The sequence below is a fragment of the Neobacillus sp. Fa239 genome (assembly GCF_055395235.1).
Map to the genome: position 1 here is coordinate 3618116 of NZ_AP041611.1, position 16268 is coordinate 3634383.

Below are 16268 nucleotides of genomic sequence, written 5' to 3' on the forward strand. Positions count from 1 at the left end.
GTTTTCTTTAAAGTATAACGTTTGGTGGCTAATTTTTACATACATCTGCTCAATGAAGACATTTTAAATAAAAAAACTGCCTGGTCTTTCAGGCAGAACGATTGAAAAATCATCAACTTGGGTCAACTTCATCATAGGAAAGTGTGGTGACACTTGTATACTCTCCTTTTTCTACTTCTTGTTCAGTCGCACTTTGTTCTAATTCTTCCTGATCATCCATGCCGGGGGCGATGGTTGGATCTTTTTTCTTAAACTCCCTTTGTAACATTCGAATCATCTCCTTCAACCCTATTTTCACCTACAATTTACGAAGTATTCCATTTTAAAGATTAATTTTCACAATGTAACATTCGAAAACAATTAGTAATCATTTGTAATATTCTTTTACACAGCAAACAACAAAAAAGCTTTCTCGTGTGAGAAAGCTTTTTGTTGTTTAACACCTTAGGAGACCCAACCATTACACCAGCAAATGTAATTTTCAAATTTCACTTTTCCATTTAAAAATAAATACTTCCTGGAAGCTTTGAAAATCAGCCGATGGTGTGTTTGTTCCGTTGAAGGAATTAATTCACTATCTAAATAGGAATTCAAATTCCCCTAAGAAACAACATTTCGGTTTGATACCAATTAAAACTCACCATTTCTTCTTTTGGACCAGCATCCTGGCAATGTATTTTTTGAAATAGGAATAAATTCAAATCTTTAACTTATTAATTGGAAGATAATCATCCTAAAAAGTCATTATGGTCATTGGTTGACCCTTTCTTTAATACATTATTTTAGGTTTCTCCACAAGGGGAGCATTCCAATATAAGATTAGAAAGATCCTTTTGGTTTGAGAGATTTCGCTACGTACTTTTCCATAAATAGGTAGAGAGATCTTCAGCATTCCAATTAGTACCATGACTCATTTCTTTTTGGTTTTGACATTCCAATTCGTTCACAAATAAGAAAGATTTTGTTAAATTTACTTCCTCCTTTTTCGATACATCGCTCCACTTTTCCAATTAAATCTAAAGGAATAACCCTCACTACTCGTTCACAAACGGAACGAACACGAATGGCTGAGTCTCCTAAGATGATAATTTTTTTATTTATCTTTTACACTTATAGTATATCACTCAAATTGAAGAATTTACCTGTAACCTGTGACCATTGTGCGAATTATTTGAATTCCCCAATGTTTTTTTACATGAAAATAGGAGACCAGTCTACACTGATCCCCCATTATTTAATTATTTTTCTACTTTAATCCGAGCTCGTTTAATAAAGAATGCAAAAACCAAAGCAACAAAGGAAAGAGCTGTTGCAACAATAAAGGAATCGTTGATCCCATCAATTGTTGCCTGCTGCATTGTTTGCCCATAAATGATATATGTTCCAAGTTGATTCCCCGCAGCTGATGGGAGATGGGCCAATGCGGCAATTCCCTGCTCCAATTGGGACATTTTGCTTGCGATAAATGGATTTGCACTAGTAATCACGTTTGAATATTCACCCATATGAACACCCTGTCTTGTTGACATTACCGTGACAAGGAGGGCTGTACCAATACTGCCGGCAATCTGTCTAGCGGTATTCGAAGCCGCTGTTCCATGGGCCCCAAGGTGTCTTGGTAATTGGTTTAGTCCTTCTGTCATAACTGTCATCATTAAGAAGGACATTCCAAACATCCTCATAACATACAGAAATAAAATATGGCTATAGCTGGTGGTCATACTTAATGTAGTAAATTGCCAGGTTGTAATAACTGTGATAGCTAATCCGATAATGGCCAGCGGCCGTGCTCCAATTTTATCAAATATAGCTCCTGATATTGGAGACATAATACCCATTATTATCGCACCTGGCAATAACATTAGTCCCGATTGCAGTGCTGTAAACCCGCGAATATTTTGCAAATAGATTGGAATTAAGATCATAGCCCCAAACATCGCCATATTTATTATCATACTAATAACAGTTGTTAAGGCAAAAATATCATATTTGAACACCCTTAAATCCAGCATCGGCTTATCGGTGGTTAACTCCCGAATAACAAAAGCAATTAAAGATATGATCCCAATGATGAGAGAAACTACTACTGTAGTGTTTGACCAACCTTTACTTCCCGCTTCACTAAAGCCATATAAAAGGAACCCGAATCCTAATGTAGAAAACAATAAACCAGGAAAATCGAATCTTGGATTCGTAATCTTGGTAACATCCCTCATCCATAGGAAACTTAGGATTAAATCAACGATTCCAATTGGAATGACGATATCAAACAATAATCTCCATGAATAATGCTCAATTAACCAGCCTGATAATGTGGGACCTATTGCAGGGGCAAAAAGCATAACAACTCCCATCAACCCCATTGCCATTCCACGTTTTTCAGGGGGAAAGATTGTGAAGAAAACTGTCATTAAAAGCGGCATAATAACGCCAGCCCCAGTTGCCTGCACAATTCTCCCAATCATAAGCATGCTGAAGCCTGTCGACAAGGAACAAATGACTGAACCAATTGTAAAGAGAAAGACAGCAATGAGAAATAGTTTTCTTGTCCCAAACTTTTCAATTAGGTAAGCTGTAACGGGAATACAAATACCGTTTACTAACATATAGCCCGTTGATAACCACTGTACGGTAGTTGCTGAAACACCCAAGTCGTTCATTATATGTGGAATCGCTACATTTAACAGCGTTTGATTTAAAATGGCAACAAACGCCCCTAGCATTAGGGCTGTTAGGATTTTACCTTTACCCACTTCTTTTTTCGATTCTTCCACTCTGGACAGGGTTGCCGTTTTTTCTTCTTCAATAGGCTTGACATTAGCCTCCACATATTCTAAAGCTGGTTCGGCAATTGCTGATTCCTTAAGCATATCTTCTACTTGATCAGATAAATCTTCTTGTTTTTTAATTGGTGTTGTTTCCTTATTTTCAGTAATGCGGGCAGGTCTTTTTTTCCTTACGAACATAAAATTTAATAATAACAACAGTAAAATGCTTAAAACGACATAAACCGTGATATATATTGACATCTTATCACCTACTTATGGATTCTCACGGTCACGTTCATACCAGGGACTAATTGAAGTCCTTTGTAATCATCTATTGCAATTTTAACAGGAATCACTTGGGTTACTTTGGTATAGTTACCTGTGTTATTGGAGCTTGGTAAAAGGGAAAATGTCCCTGAAGTTGCTAATCCGATTTTTTCTACAGTACCTTTAAGTGGTGTATTTGGAAACGCATCTACATACACATCTACATCCTGGTTGACGGCGATAGAATCAATGGATGTTTCTTCGATATTTGCCGTTACCCATAATTTATTAAGATCATAAACAGTAGCTAGAGGCATTCCTGCAGCAACAAATGAATTTTTCACTGCACTGCTTTGAACCACAGTCCCGTTTGTTGGCAAAGTGATATCAATTGCAGTTGGTGCAGCTGAAGCACCTGTACCAGCAGAAAGAATAGTCCCTATATTATCGTCCTTGCTAAAATGGTCTCCCACATTTCCATTCCATGAAGTCAATTTTCCATTTGCCGGAGCTAAAATGGAAACCTGCTGACCGGAAATTTGTGCATTGTCAGTTGTTAGGTAATTTACTGACCGATTGTAGTAAGAATACGCAGCAAATCCTCCACCAACCAAAATGATTAAAATGATGATATTTAAAAAAACTAATCTTTTAGCGTTCATTAATTTATTCCCCCTCAAATGTAAGTGTTGATAAAATAAGCTTGTGTAATCGTAATAATTCTTCGATATTTTCCGCTGGCAAATTCATCACATCATTTAATTTTTTTATGAGAATTGATTCGGATATAAAGTGGTTGTCTAACATATTCTTACCCTTTTCCGTCAAATGGATCGAGACCATTCTTCGGTTTTCAGGAGGGACAATCCTTTCTACCAGGCCATTTTGTACTAAACGATCAATTACACCGCTAACTGTACTATTTGTTAACCTCAATTTTTCGGCTAAATCACCGAGACTTATATTTGGGTTATAAGAAAGCATATATATTGCTTTAAGCTGTACAACGGTAATGCCAATCCGGTCTGCATCGGCTTTAACAAGTCGATAAATGGCTTTGTGTATTTGCGAGAACGACTCCATTATTTCATTATTTAAAGCGTGCATGACATCCCCCTTTCCCTCGATAACCTAAACTTTTACAGAAGAACATTTCGCATACGAAATAAAACACCACAAGTTAGAATTATAAACAGTTATTCATTAGTATGTCAATGAAAAAAAAATTCAATCTAAATTCATAATGGCTGGGAACCTTGGAGAAAAAATGTTGAAATTTTTATATTTTTTGATTAATCTGTTTAAGGTGAGGAGGAATCTTTTATGATAAGAAAACTTTTTAAGGATGACCATGAAAAGGTTCTCTCTTTTTTAAGTGAAGAGCCTTCAATCAATTTGTTTATCATTGGGGATTTAGAAGCATTTGGATATGATAACGAATTCCAGGAAATTTGGGCAGAGTTTAACGAAAAGAATGAAATAATAGCGGTTCTACTAAGGTTTTATCAATCATTTATTCCTTATGCCAAAGGTGAATTTGATCTTCATGGATTTGTTGAGATAATGAAAAACTATCCAGAACCGATTACTATTTCTGGTAAGACCGACCTAGTGGAAAAGTACGAACAATTTAGTGGTATCAATTTTGGAAAAAAGCAAAACATGTTTTTTGCAGAATGCCGATCTGCTGATCATTTAAGTTCTTCTGATATTGAAATTAAAATGGCGAACCTTGAAGATGTCGATAGAATCCTAGCACTTCGCAAGACCATTGATGAATTTCACATTAGAGAAAACGCTCGTGATATTTTGATCAAATCGATGGAATCAAAAGTAGCAAGAACATATTTTACGGAAGCTGACGGTGAAATAACCTCAGCTGTTTCGACAACTGCCGAAAATTCTTTTTCAGCTATGATTGTTGGAGTGTGCACAAGACGAGAAAACCGTAGGGAAGGGCTCGCAACGGCCATCATGCAAAAGCTATTTAAAGATGTTCTTGATGAAGGTAAAACACTTTGCTTGTTTTATGATAATCCTGAAGCTGGGCGTATCTATAAAAGACTTGGATTTAGAGACATAGGCACTTGGACAATGTTTAAATAAAGCTTTTAAAACAACCTCTTTTTGGACAAAAAAGAGGTTGTTTTATGTTTACAGGGAATAATACTAGCACTTCTCTAATGGAATATAAAAGGAAGGGAATGCTTTATTATGATAAAATCAATCCAAAAATATGCAAAACCATTCCGAAGCATCGCAGATTTAGATCCAGTCATAGAAGCTATCGGTGATGCAAAATACGTGTTACTGGGGGAGGCATCTCATGGTACCTCAGAATTTTATACAATTCGTTCCGAACTGACCAAGAAATTAATTAGCGAAAAAGGCTTTACTATCATAGCAGTCGAAGGCGATTGGCCCGCTTGCCAAAGCATTAACCGTTATATTAAAGGCTTTGACCAAACGAAAACCGATATAAAAGAAGTGCTTGAATTGTTTGACCGGTGGCCCGCATGGATGTGGGCTAATTTAGAAATCCTTGGATTAATAGAGTGGCTCAAAGACTTCAATCATCAAAATGCAAAAAAAGAAAAAATTGGCTTTTACGGGTTGGATGTCTACAGCTTATGGGAAAGCATGGATGAAATCATCCGCTATCTAGAAAAGTCTCATTCCCCTGGATTAGAGGCCGCTAAAAAGGCTTTTTCCTGTTTTGAGCCCTTTAACCGGAATCATGAATCATACGCTGTTTCTGCTGGTTATTTATCAGAAAGCTGCCTTGATGAATCGCTCCAATTATTATCCTCGATACAAAAAAACAAGTGGAAATATGAGGATGACCAGGAAAGCAGTTTAAATATGGAGGTAAATGCGCTTGTTACAGCACATGCTGAGGAATATTATCGGACAATGGTTAAAAGTGATTCGAAATCATGGAATATACGAGACCGCCATATGACAGATGCACTTGAAGCGGTTGTTAAGTATTATGGCGAAGGGGCCAAAGTAATTGTATGGGAGCACAATACTCACGTTGGGGATGCCCGGGCTACAGACATGAAACAGGAAGGAATGGTAAATGTAGGCCAGTTAATTCGAGAAAAATACGGGAGTAGAAATGTCTTTATTCTTGGATTTGGAACTTATAGCGGGACGGTAATTTCTGCACCAGAATGGGGTGCGGACTATCAAATCACAAATGTCCCTCCTGCCCAAAGCGGCAGTTGGGAAGCCTTGTTGCATCAAACAGGTGCATTTAACAAGTACCTCTTGTTTAACCGACAAAATGTAGAAGAGTTTAATACCATTATCGGCCATCGAGCGATCGGAGTGGTCTATCGCCCTGAATACGAACATTTCGGCAATTATGTTCCTTCCCAAATGAGTCTTCGCTATGATGGATTTTTATTTATTGACCAAACAAATGCGCTACACCCGCTCGTCCTGGAAAAAATCCCTTATTGATAAAGAAAGAGGCTGTCCCAAAAGGGTTCTGACCCTTTGTTTGAGACTGCCTCTCCTGATTCGATTTACATTTTTAATTATTTCGTCCCCGGTGCTGGATGATCAACACCTTTTACATGGTGGCTATGACCTTGTTCTTCCGATGTATGGAAATCATAATAGTGAACATGCATGCCATTTCCAACAGGAATCGCTGGACTTGAATAGGCCTTGTAGTGATGGGTGTGACCATCCTCAAATAATACATAGCCTTCCGTGTAATGAATATGCCCGCCATCTTGAGTTTGAATTGGCGGTGATGTTACATCTAAGCACTGATGAACATGGTTTGAACTCACCCCTGTATAATCGACGGAACCATGATTATGATGCGGAACAAAACCAGTTATAAAGTCATCTTTACCTATATGCTTAACCACTTTCTCCCCCCCCATTTTTAAAACCTCTAATTTAATTTATATGCAGACATAGTCCAAAATTAGTCAGGAAAACGTTAAGTTTATTTTTCCAAAAAATGTTCTACATAAGCCTCCAAATGAAATCGCATACTACTTTTGTAATTTCAATTTTATGAGAAAGAGGGATTATTTAAATGACTGTAGGAACACAAGTAAAGCAAGCTTTAGCTGGTTTAAAAAGTGCTCAAGCCAGTTTTGAAACCTTTGCATTAGCAACTGACAACCAAAATGCTAAGCAATTATACCAACAGGCTGCCCAACAAACACAGGCCGTTCTAGATAGCCTAGAACCACGCCTTCAAGAAATACAGGCAGAAGAGCCACAATACAATCAATAATAAAAAATAGGTTGGCGACTTTGCCAACCCATTTTTCATTTCATTCCGTATCATAATGAAAAATTTTAAATCAAAAGGGGAAAGATGAATTTGACGATTGCTTCTAATGTGAAACAAACCCTTGCCGGCCTCAAAAATATTGAAGCAGAGCTATCATCACTTGCTCTTAATTCACTGGATGAGGAAGCTAAAAGAGTTTTTCATGAAACATCCTTAACGATGGGCGAAGTAAAAAAAGACCTGCAAACACGTGTATATGAACTAGAACGACAAGAACCCCAATATAAAGGGTCCTAAAAACAGAGGTGAAAACAAATGCCGGGTTGGTTTTATATCGTTTCGCGCTCAATAATTTTTTTACTGCTCTTATTTATTACCACAAAAATCCTTGGTAAAAAACAAATTTCCGAGCTTTCCTTCTTTGAGTATGTCGCAGGAATTACCATCGGCAGTATTGCGGGTGAGGTAGTTACCGGACTTGAAAGCAATATGTATCATGGGGCATTGGCCATTATTGTATTTGGTCTTGTTACTTTTTTAGCCAACTTCTTATCGTTAAAAAGTAAAACATTTCGTGACATTGTCGAAGGTAGAGGAACAGTCATTATAAAAGATGGGAAAATTTTAGAAGAGAATATGAAGAAGGAAAAATACACCATTGATGAAATATCCGCACTGCTTCGTCAAAAGGATATTTTTAGAGTGGCGGATGTTGAATTTGCTGTTCTAGAACCAAGGGGAAATTTAAGTGCCTTATTGAAAAAAGAAAACCGGCCAATAACACCAAAGGATTTACAAATGAAAACAGCTAATGAAAAAGAGCCGCAGACCGTCATTATGGATGGAAAAATATTAGATGAGCCGTTACGATCAGCTGGAAAGAGCCGCGGCTGGCTGCATACCGAGTTGGAAAAGGTTGATGTGACGCTCGATAATGTGTTTTTAGGCCAAGTGGACACGTATGGAGAACTTTCCATTGATATTTATGATGATAAGCTTAAAGTACCCTCTTCTGCCCAGCGGCCGCTATTATTGGCCATGCTGAAGAAAACTCAGGCCGATTTAGAGCTGTTTTCTCTTTCAACCAATTGTGAAAAAACAAAAGCGATGTATAAGAAAAATGCAAATAAAGTCCAGGATGTAATTGATAAACTGACTCCCTATCTTAATGGATAAACAAATATTCTTGTAAATTGTTACTAATATTAAAAAAACCCCCTTTTTGGGGGAAATTCAATGTGGGCTTGGCCGATGGAACAGACCCATTACTTCGATTGTTTCTGTGATATTTACAAAAGCGGCTGAATCCACCTCTGCAATTAAATTTTTCACATCATTCAGTTCGTATCTGGAAATCACCGTAACTAATATGTTTCGTTTATCATTGGAATATCCGCCAACCCCATCCAATATAGTCAGCCCACGATACAAATTAGAAATTAAATGCTGCCTCATTTTCTCGCCATTTTCTGTAATAATCATAATCGTTAACTTTGCATGGTCCGTATAGATTGCATCGACAACTTTTCCGGTTACAAATATTGAAACTAAAGTATTAAGGGCTGAATCCCAATTTAGTAAAAATCCGCTAATCACAATAACAACTGCGTTCATACCCGAGAGCAGTACACCAATCGGGAAATCCATTTTTCTTGCTAAAATCATACTGATAATATCAAATCCGCCAGTAGAACCGGAACAGCGAAAAACGATGCCAACTCCCAGTCCAGTTAATGCTCCGCCGAATATAGATGAAAGAATTTTATCCTCTGCAATGGCATGAACAGGGATTACGTATAAACCAAGTGAGATAATAATAACCGAAAAGATGGAATGAACAATAAACTTTTTACCTAGCATCTTATATCCGATAACCAGTAATGGAAAATTCAAGAGAAAGTTAGCAAATCCAGTATTAAGGGGTGTTAACATCCCCAATATCATGGAAATACCGCTCATTCCCCCACTCAAAACTTGATGAGGGATTAAGAAGAGATTAAATCCAATCGCTACGATGAGCGACCCTATAATGATCCCAACAAACTGCAATTAATTTCCCTCCTATTTCCAACAGAGATTCTTAAAAATATAATACAGATTCTATCTTTCATTGTAAATTTAATAGTTTTTTACAATAATATACAATTATCTGTCAATTCCCACTATTCTTTATGCGTATTTTTGTATAACTCCATGAAAAAACTTAACAACAGTGTATTTTCATGTAAAAAAAATTGTTTTTATTCATTTCTGTTTTCTAAATAATCTTCGGTTCGACTCGAGATCATTTTATGTAAAAATTATGGATTGACAATTCCACAATAATATTTATACTTTATTATGTTACTTATATATATAAATCCTCATCAAGCCGATGAGGTAGAGGTCGCGGTTTTTATCAGTATAATAGACGAGGTGAAGAGACACCTATGACTCTGTTAGAAAGGAAAAGCTGCCGAAGTGTGTTTATATTCTCTTGAAACAAACATGCTGGGGCTGTTTCCAAATAGGAACAGAACTGTCACGACTAGTCCTACCGGCTAATCGTGTTGAGCTATCTTTCGGAAGGTATGATGCGGGGTATTTCTATGCCACTGAATCTACTTCAGTGGCATTTTTTATTCCAAACTCCTTCCAAAATGAAAAGCTTCATCATCTTAATCAGGGGCTGAAGCTAGACAATTAAAGAAAAGGAGTAAAAAACATGCAATCTGCACGTAATTTAAAATCGAACGTAAAGTCCGGTGTCTCTTCAAGTGTTGATACTAGTTTTCCATCAAGGAAAAAGGAGAATACAGGATTAAGACGGAGCCTAAAATCTCGGCATCTTACCATGATTTCACTCGGAGGTACAATTGGTACAGGACTATTCCTTGCCAGTGGCGGTGCGATCCATACTGCCGGCCCAGGTGGAGCCATTCTTTCCTATTTAGTAATTGGTGTAATGGTCTACTTTTTAATGACAAGCCTTGCTGAAATGGGGGCATACATGCCTGTAGCCGGAAGCTTTAGCACCTATGGCACCAAGTTTGTAGACCCTGCATTTGGATTTGCCCTTGGCTGGAATTATTGGTATAACTGGGCGATTACCATTGCTGCAGAATTAGCTGCTGTAACAATGATTATGAAGTTTTGGTTTCCACATACCCCATCAATTCTATGGAGCGGTATCTTTTTAGTTATCATGTTCCTCTTAAACTTTATTTCTGTAAAAGGGTTTGGGGAAGCTGAATATTGGTTCTCATTAGTAAAAGTTGTCACCGTTATTATTTTTATCATCACTGGAACACTAATGATTTTCGGTATTATGGGCGGACATGTGATTGGGTTTAAAAACTTCACTGTCGGTGATGCCCCATTCCATGGCGGTTTCATGACGATGCTTGGAATCTTTATGGCAGCAGGATTTTCTTTTCAAGGAACGGAACTTCTTGGTGTTGCTGCTGGGGAAACTGATAATCCTGAAAAATCAATTCCACGAGCTGTTAAACAAGTTTTCTGGCGGATTCTTTTATTCTATGTATTAGCTATTTTAGTTATCGGTTTATTAATTCCTTACACAAATGCAAACTTAGCAAACAGTGAAATTACCGTCAGTCCATTCACGCTTGTTTTCCAAAAAGCTGGAATTGCATTCGCAGCTTCAGTCATGAATGCCGTTATTTTAACAGCTGTCTTATCAGCAGGAAATTCAGGTATGTACGCATCGACCCGTATGCTTTGGGATTTGGCGCGTGAAGGAAAAGCACCAAAATTCCTTGGTAAATTAAACAAAAATGGCGTTCCTGTAAATGCTTTAATCGCAACCACTTTAGTCGGGACACTTGCCTTCCTTGCTTCATTATTTGGAGATGGAACCGTATATGTTTGGTTACTAAACGCTTCAGGGATGTCAGGTTTCATTGCATGGCTTGGTATCGCGATTTGTCATTACCGTTTCCGTAAAGCATTTGTTGCACAAGGTAAAGATTTAAGCCTGCTTCCTTACAGAGCGAAGCTTTTCCCATTTGGGCCAATTTTTGCCTTTGTAGTATGTGCAATTGTTGTTTTGGGACAAAACTATTCAGCATTTATGGGGGACCATATCGATTGGAACGGTGTTCTTGTTTCTTACATCGGCTTACCATTATTTTTGATCCTTTGGCTTGGCTATAAATTTACAAAGAGAACAAAGGTCATTCCATTAGAGAAATGCGATTTAAATAATTAATTCAAAAAAGCACGCAGCAGCGTGCTTTTTTCATTCTGTCTGTTTTTATAAAATGGAACTTAGGCTTAAAGCCTGACAAATACTTCAGTTCCATCCTTAAGTATAATCTCGACTAAAACTATACCCTTTTGCTCTGAAAGCGCCCGCAGGAGCGGTTTTAAATCTTTCCTATCTATTTTCGGAACCTTAAAGGACTTTCCGCCTTTTTCTATCGCTTTGTTTGCGATCATTACGATTCGTTTTGATGTAAGAATTACACTCATCATGGTTAAAAAGGCATAAGGAACAGGTACGGTAAATTTTCGGTCCTTTGTTTTAATTTTTACTTTTAGCATAGCATCACTCTATCGTCACAAATACTTTTTCACCTTTGGCTGAGGTGATATCAACAATTTGGCCGTCGACTTCATTTTCAATTGCTTCTATTAATAGGTCAACATTAATGTCTTTTACATACTTTTCTGCTTCCGGGATTTTTTCCGCAATGCTCGTTCCCACTTTTAAAACTGCCTTTACGAGCTTAATTGGCAGATTAACATTAACATTATCCCCTACTTCGGAGGAAACTCTTATTTTAAGCATTTTATTCATATAAGGAATTTCTTTTCTTAATTGAATCGGGTTTTCTTTTCCTTGCAACGCGTTAATTAATTCAGTTGCTTTCTCTTTATCCAGCTTTCCTTCCTCCACCATGGTTAGCACTCTTGAAATTTCCTCTTTCATTTTAAGATTCCCCCTCTTTAATTAACTGAATAGCTTCTTCTGCCGTAATTTCTCCTTTTTCAAGCATCGAGACAATTTTTTTCTTATCTATGTCCATTTTCTTTGCTGTGGTAAAACCCAAGGAGTTTATAATATCATCCAATTTTCCACGCACGGTTGGGTAGGAAACTCCCAGTTCCTTTTCAACTTCCTTAATGTTGCCCCGGCATTTTAGAAAGATTTCGATGAAGTGAAGCTGCTCCTGTGCAAGAGAAGCAAATTTCGATAATGAAAATTCATTTTCCACGATAGTATGGCAATGGGTACAGTGTAGTTTTGTAATGGTTAATTGATTGCTGCAAACCGGACAATTCGTGATTAGTGGATAGGCCATTTTTATCTCCTTTCCTGATTTATCCATATCATACAACAATTGATTCAAAATTTAAAGATTAAAATTAATTTATTTTAAAGTTTTAATAAAAAATATTAAATATATTAATTCTGTATTTAAATTTATGCACAAAAAAAGAAGGAACCTTGTTAGGCTCCTCCATTTTTATTAAAATTCTGCATTTCCAGGCGTTCTTGGGAATGGAATCACATCTCTGATATTGGACATACCTGTTAAGTACATGATTAAACGTTCAAAACCCAGGCCGTAGCCAGAGTGCTTCGTTCCGCCATACTTTCTTAATTCCAGATACCACCAATAATCTTCCTCATTCATTCCAAGCTCTTTGATCTTAGAAGCAAGAATTTCTTCACGCTCTTCACGCTGGCTTCCGCCAATCAATTCGCCAATTCCTGGTACCAATAAATCTGTTGCCGCAACGGTCTTTTCATCTTCATTTAACCTCATATAAAAGGCTTTGATTTCCTTTGGATAATCGGTTACAAAAACAGGCCGCTTGAATACTTTTTCGCATAAGTAGCGTTCATGCTCTGTTTGAAGGTCAGCGCCCCATTCAACAGGATATGCAAACTTTTCTTCAGACTTTTTAAGCAGCTCAATTGCTTCAGTGTAGGTTACTCGGCCAAAATCAGCAGTATGTGCTTGATTTAAACGATCTATTAAACCTTTTTCAATAAAGCTGTTAAAGAAGTTCATTTCTTCTGGCGCTTGTTCAAGCACATAGCCAATCACATATTTCACCATTTCTTCTGCCAAGTCCATAATATCCGGCAGCTCCGCAAACGCAAGCTCTGGTTCAATCATCCAAAACTCGGCAGCGTGTCTTGCCGTATTAGAGTTCTCTGCTCTAAATGTCGGACCAAAGGTATAGACATTACGGAATGCCAAGGCAAACGCTTCACCAGATAGCTGACCACTTACGGTTAAATTGGTTTCTTTATTAAAGAAATCCTTAGAAAAATCCGCATTTCCTTCCTCATTTTTTGGCAGATTGTCCATATCAAGAGTCGTAATTCTGAACATTTCTCCCGCACCTTCTGTATCACTTCCAGTGATGATTGGCGAGTGTACATAGACGAACCCTTTGTCTTGGAAGAATTTATGAATTGCATAGGATGCTAACGACCGAACACGGAAAACGGCTGAAAATGTATTGGTTCTAGGACGTAAATGAGCAATTGTTCTTAAATACTCAAATGAATGCTTTTTCTTTTGCAATGGATAATCAACATTTGAATTTCCTTCAATGGAAATAGCTGTTGCTTTAATTTCAAATGGTTGCTTTGCCTGAGGAGTGTGGATAAAATCTCCCTCGACCTTAATGGATGAACTGATCGCCAGCTTAGCAATTTCTTTAAAGTTCTCTAAATGTTCATCAAATACAACTTGAACACCTTTAAAAAAACTGCCATCATTTATTTCAATAAATCCAAAGGTTTTCGAATCTCGAATGGTCCGAATCCAACCGGATAATTGGACCTTTTGATCAATATAATTTTCAGTATTTCTGTACAAATCCTTTATTAAGGTATTTTTCATTAATAACGACCTCCTAAACCATATGTATGCAAAAAACCTTTCATCCCGAGCGGGACGAAAGGTAAAATCCACGTCATAATTTTTCTTTTATCCCTCCAATATTATATAAATATCACAGGCAAAAAACAACCATCAACACATTTTCTATTGCTTTTTACGTTGATGATGATTCCTTTAGGATCTTGTCTTTTTCAGCCAGCAATTGTTCATATAGCCATTCATGCCGATCATGGAGTGCCTCATCACAGTTGGAAAAAAGATGATCCGTTTTATAAGTAGAGAGTTTTTTAGGAAAGCTTGCTGCCGAATAATACTCATCAGCCTGTTTATGATTAATAAATTCATCATCCCTGGCATATTGAAAATAAATCGAGGCCGGGGCGGCATTTTTAATATAATTCACCGCATCTAATCTTTTTATATTTAAAATGAAGTGGTCAAACCGTTCAGGCGGTAAGAAGGTCCGAATAAATTCCGCCTCCGGATTCTCGCTTGTTAAGTACCAGTTTGACATCCTTGCGTACCCGGAAATAAGCACAAACGCTTTTATCCGGATATCAATCCCCGCAAGGACTCCTCCCCATGCAGCTCCAAAACCATGCCCTACATAGGCAATCTTCTTTTCATCGACATTTTCATTTGAACTAAGCAGATCAACAGCCCTTCTAATATTCATGATAATTTGAATGTATTGCTCAATATCCACGAGTGATTCCATCGTTTTTGCAAGCGGTTGGATTATCGATAAATTCCGGGTGAATTCTCCTTGTATACATGGGACATCGAGCACTAATGAAACGATCCCCTTTTTAGCAAGTAATTCAGCCTCCATTAAAAAAGTTTCCCTAATACCCTGACCCGGATGAAGGAATATAACGGCAGGGTGCTTCTCTGGTGTATGTGGAGCAATAAGATACGAAAATACCCTTCCTTTGTAAGGGCTTTCAAAAAAAATCTTACGAATAGAATAACCCCTTTTAGGGATAGAAGAAATCTCTTCAAACCCAGCGAGCTGATCACTTTTATATTCAAACATCCTTAACCACCCCCAAAAAGAATCTATAAGATAATCTATTCGTAATTTTCAGATAATAGTAGTTGTTAATATGATAAAAAAGTAGGATTTCTCTTAATAAGATTTTATCATTTTTTAATAGAAAAGGAAAAACCCCTTAACGCTTAAGAGACAAACTTTTGTCATATTTTTTAAGATTTTTCAGATTATTAGCAGGATATTCAAGATTATCGTCGAATTTAAAAATGTATGTTCGATTCTTGTTATGAAGGAGGATTTATTGGTGGATAAAGTCACATGTATCGCTTATCTCCTATACCAGTCTTCAAAGAGTCAAGACATCAAAGAAAAGGCCATTCAACTATTAAATGGCGATGTATCTATTCGAGAATTAAAGAGAAATGTTTTAGTGCAGCCCTTATTAGTCATCGCAGAAACTTTATTGAAAAAAAATAAAATTGATAAAGCCCAAGTGCAAAAATTTGCGGAGGAATTCCTTTTACTAGAGGTTTAAAAGCTTTCATCAATTTTGTTTTTTGTCTAATCGTTTCTCATAACAGTAAATTTCATTATTGTAATGCCCTGTAACTGTTTTAATCCATGTAAAGCCCAAAGATTTCCAAAAAAGATGTGCTTTTATATTATCTTTTATCACACCTATTCGAACAAACTCTAGCCCTCTTTCTATTAATTCTGCTTCAAACAAATGAAATGCTTGTACGCCAAATCCATACCCTTGGTAATCGGAATGAATCATTAAAAGCCCAAGCCATGGAAAATGATCCTTTGGGTTATCAAGTAAATAATCGATTATCCCTATATAAGTATCATCCAATTTTACAAAAACACTTATTGACTCTTGGTTTAAAAACTCTTTTTCTACTTCTTCAATATTTCTAAATTCATGGCCATTCTCTAGTAGGTTATATGATAAATTTGAGTTTATTATTTCTTGTGCAATATATAAGGTATTTTTGGTAATCTTTTCAAAATGCATTGTCATTAAGATTCCTCCGATTAGCTTGCGGTTATAGGACAATCATAACCCTCCAAATAAAAAAAGTCATATAAAATTTTTCAAATAATAA

General features: G+C 36.9%; 19 protein-coding genes and 1 riboswitch. Of the genes, 7 read left to right on the forward strand and 12 right to left on the reverse strand.

All coding sequences use genetic code 11. The features are described from left to right. Positions 1–112 precede the first annotated feature (112 nt). The 4 genes from ACZ5XR_RS17635 to ACZ5XR_RS17650 form a co-directional block, all read right to left on the reverse strand. The gene (locus ACZ5XR_RS17635; protein WP_464497620.1) at positions 113–268 is read right to left on the reverse strand and encodes a hypothetical protein; all 156 of its coding nucleotides are present in this window, start codon (positions 266–268) and stop codon (positions 113–115) included. A gap of 970 nt (positions 269–1238) precedes the next feature. Next, on the reverse strand, positions 1239–3029 hold the full coding sequence (locus ACZ5XR_RS17640) for a DHA2 family efflux MFS transporter permease subunit (RefSeq protein WP_464497621.1): 1791 nt from the start codon (positions 3027–3029) through the stop codon (positions 1239–1241). A gap of 8 nt (positions 3030–3037) precedes the next feature. Further along, positions 3038–3697, reverse strand: a complete 660-nt coding sequence (locus tag ACZ5XR_RS17645; protein WP_464497623.1) for an HlyD family secretion protein — start codon at positions 3695–3697, stop codon at positions 3038–3040. Between the two features lie 4 nt (positions 3698–3701). Continuing rightward, positions 3702–4142 (reverse strand): MarR family winged helix-turn-helix transcriptional regulator, encoded by a 441-nt coding sequence (locus ACZ5XR_RS17650; RefSeq protein WP_464497624.1) that lies wholly within the window; start codon positions 4140–4142, stop codon positions 3702–3704. A gap of 216 nt (positions 4143–4358) precedes the next feature. On the opposite strand from ACZ5XR_RS17650, the gene ACZ5XR_RS17655 reads away from it, so the two are divergent. After that, positions 4359–5141 (forward strand): GNAT family N-acetyltransferase, encoded by a 783-nt coding sequence (locus tag ACZ5XR_RS17655; RefSeq protein WP_464497625.1) that lies wholly within the window; start codon positions 4359–4361, stop codon positions 5139–5141. 108 nt (positions 5142–5249) lie between these two features. Continuing rightward, entirely contained in the window at positions 5250–6503 is a 1254-nt protein-coding gene (locus ACZ5XR_RS17660) for an erythromycin esterase family protein (protein ID WP_464497626.1), read from the forward strand. A 77-nt stretch (positions 6504–6580) separates the two neighbouring features. On the opposite strand, the gene ACZ5XR_RS17665 is transcribed toward ACZ5XR_RS17660, so the two are convergent. Next, complete coding sequence (locus ACZ5XR_RS17665; protein ID WP_464497627.1) at positions 6581–6922, reverse strand: YmaF family protein; 342 nt, start codon at positions 6920–6922, stop codon at positions 6581–6583. A 173-nt stretch (positions 6923–7095) separates the two neighbouring features. On the opposite strand from ACZ5XR_RS17665, the gene ACZ5XR_RS17670 reads away from it, so the two are divergent. From ACZ5XR_RS17670 to ACZ5XR_RS17680, 3 genes are all read left to right on the forward strand, one after another. Next, a complete protein-coding gene (locus ACZ5XR_RS17670) occupies positions 7096–7299 on the forward strand; it encodes a DUF1657 domain-containing protein (RefSeq protein ID WP_464497628.1) in 204 nt (67 codons plus the stop codon). Positions 7300–7389: 90 nt separating this feature from the next. Continuing rightward, positions 7390–7596: a DUF1657 domain-containing protein gene (locus ACZ5XR_RS17675; RefSeq protein ID WP_464502355.1), complete on the forward strand. Its 207-nt coding sequence runs from the start codon at positions 7390–7392 to the stop codon at positions 7594–7596. A gap of 18 nt (positions 7597–7614) precedes the next feature. Next, positions 7615–8475: a DUF421 domain-containing protein gene (locus ACZ5XR_RS17680; protein ID WP_464497629.1), complete on the forward strand. Its 861-nt coding sequence runs from the start codon at positions 7615–7617 to the stop codon at positions 8473–8475. Between the two features lie 57 nt (positions 8476–8532). Here the strand turns inward: ACZ5XR_RS17680 and ACZ5XR_RS17685 are convergent, their stop codons facing one another. Continuing rightward, positions 8533–9348, reverse strand: a complete 816-nt coding sequence (locus ACZ5XR_RS17685; protein ID WP_464497630.1) for a YitT family protein — start codon at positions 9346–9348, stop codon at positions 8533–8535. Positions 9349–9671: 323 nt separating this feature from the next. Next, positions 9672–9864: riboswitch (Lysine riboswitch) on the forward strand. A gap of 139 nt (positions 9865–10003) precedes the next feature. Between ACZ5XR_RS17685 and ACZ5XR_RS17690 the strand changes: the two genes are divergently transcribed. Beyond that, the gene (locus ACZ5XR_RS17690) at positions 10004–11509 is read left to right on the forward strand and encodes an amino acid permease (RefSeq protein ID WP_464497631.1); all 1506 of its coding nucleotides are present in this window, start codon (positions 10004–10006) and stop codon (positions 11507–11509) included. Between the two features lie 65 nt (positions 11510–11574). Here the strand turns inward: ACZ5XR_RS17690 and ACZ5XR_RS17695 are convergent, their stop codons facing one another. The 5 genes from ACZ5XR_RS17695 to ACZ5XR_RS17715 all read right to left on the reverse strand — a co-directional run bounded on the left by ACZ5XR_RS17695 (position 11575) and on the right by ACZ5XR_RS17715 (position 15201). Beyond that, positions 11575–11844 carry a hypothetical protein gene (locus ACZ5XR_RS17695; RefSeq protein ID WP_464497632.1) on the reverse strand — a complete coding sequence of 90 codons (270 nt, stop codon included), beginning with the start codon at positions 11842–11844 and terminating at the stop codon, positions 11575–11577. A gap of 4 nt (positions 11845–11848) precedes the next feature. Further along, positions 11849–12232, reverse strand: a complete 384-nt coding sequence (locus ACZ5XR_RS17700) for an SHOCT-like domain-containing protein (RefSeq protein WP_464497633.1) — start codon at positions 12230–12232, stop codon at positions 11849–11851. Position 12233: 1 nt separating this feature from the next. Further along, positions 12234–12605: a DUF2089 family protein gene (locus ACZ5XR_RS17705; protein ID WP_464497634.1), complete on the reverse strand. Its 372-nt coding sequence runs from the start codon at positions 12603–12605 to the stop codon at positions 12234–12236. A 168-nt stretch (positions 12606–12773) separates the two neighbouring features. After that, positions 12774–14165, reverse strand: coding sequence for an asparagine--tRNA ligase (gene asnS / locus ACZ5XR_RS17710; protein WP_464497635.1), 1392 nt, complete (start codon positions 14163–14165; stop codon positions 12774–12776). Positions 14166–14319: 154 nt separating this feature from the next. After that, positions 14320–15201 (reverse strand): alpha/beta hydrolase, encoded by an 882-nt coding sequence (locus ACZ5XR_RS17715; protein ID WP_464497636.1) that lies wholly within the window; start codon positions 15199–15201, stop codon positions 14320–14322. 262 nt (positions 15202–15463) lie between these two features. On the opposite strand from ACZ5XR_RS17715, the gene ACZ5XR_RS17720 reads away from it, so the two are divergent. Then, positions 15464–15694 carry a hypothetical protein gene (locus ACZ5XR_RS17720; protein ID WP_464497637.1) on the forward strand — a complete coding sequence of 77 codons (231 nt, stop codon included), beginning with the start codon at positions 15464–15466 and terminating at the stop codon, positions 15692–15694. 9 nt (positions 15695–15703) lie between these two features. Here the strand turns inward: ACZ5XR_RS17720 and ACZ5XR_RS17725 are convergent, their stop codons facing one another. Beyond that, the gene (locus ACZ5XR_RS17725) at positions 15704–16183 is read right to left on the reverse strand and encodes a GNAT family N-acetyltransferase (RefSeq protein ID WP_464497638.1); all 480 of its coding nucleotides are present in this window, start codon (positions 16181–16183) and stop codon (positions 15704–15706) included. Between the last annotated feature and the right edge of the window lie 85 nt (positions 16184–16268).

Excerpts from the sequence above, each read along its gene's own strand:
- asnS (WP_464497635.1), bottom strand. The coding sequence starts at position 14,165 with ATGAAAAATACCTTAATAAAGGATTTGTACAGAAATACTGAAAATTAT.
- ACZ5XR_RS17650 (WP_464497624.1), bottom strand. The coding sequence starts at position 4,142 with ATGCACGCTTTAAATAATGAAATAATGGAGTCGTTCTCGCAAATACAC.
- ACZ5XR_RS17670 (WP_464497628.1), top strand. The coding sequence starts at position 7,096 with ATGACTGTAGGAACACAAGTAAAGCAAGCTTTAGCTGGTTTAAAAAGT.
- ACZ5XR_RS17660 (WP_464497626.1), top strand. The coding sequence starts at position 5,250 with ATGATAAAATCAATCCAAAAATATGCAAAACCATTCCGAAGCATCGCA.
- ACZ5XR_RS17705 (WP_464497634.1), bottom strand. The coding sequence starts at position 12,605 with ATGGCCTATCCACTAATCACGAATTGTCCGGTTTGCAGCAATCAATTA.
- ACZ5XR_RS17715 (WP_464497636.1), bottom strand. The coding sequence starts at position 15,201 with ATGTTTGAATATAAAAGTGATCAGCTCGCTGGGTTTGAAGAGATTTCT.
- ACZ5XR_RS17640 (WP_464497621.1), bottom strand. The coding sequence starts at position 3,029 with ATGTCAATATATATCACGGTTTATGTCGTTTTAAGCATTTTACTGTTG.
- ACZ5XR_RS17695 (WP_464497632.1), bottom strand. The coding sequence starts at position 11,844 with ATGCTAAAAGTAAAAATTAAAACAAAGGACCGAAAATTTACCGTACCT.
- ACZ5XR_RS17635 (WP_464497620.1), bottom strand. The coding sequence starts at position 268 with ATGTTACAAAGGGAGTTTAAGAAAAAAGATCCAACCATCGCCCCCGGC.
- ACZ5XR_RS17725 (WP_464497638.1), bottom strand. The coding sequence starts at position 16,183 with ATGACAATGCATTTTGAAAAGATTACCAAAAATACCTTATATATTGCA.
- ACZ5XR_RS17680 (WP_464497629.1), top strand. The coding sequence starts at position 7,615 with ATGCCGGGTTGGTTTTATATCGTTTCGCGCTCAATAATTTTTTTACTG.
- ACZ5XR_RS17655 (WP_464497625.1), top strand. The coding sequence starts at position 4,359 with ATGATAAGAAAACTTTTTAAGGATGACCATGAAAAGGTTCTCTCTTTT.
- ACZ5XR_RS17700 (WP_464497633.1), bottom strand. The coding sequence starts at position 12,232 with ATGAAAGAGGAAATTTCAAGAGTGCTAACCATGGTGGAGGAAGGAAAG.
- ACZ5XR_RS17645 (WP_464497623.1), bottom strand. The coding sequence starts at position 3,697 with ATGAACGCTAAAAGATTAGTTTTTTTAAATATCATCATTTTAATCATT.
- ACZ5XR_RS17690 (WP_464497631.1), top strand. The coding sequence starts at position 10,004 with ATGCAATCTGCACGTAATTTAAAATCGAACGTAAAGTCCGGTGTCTCT.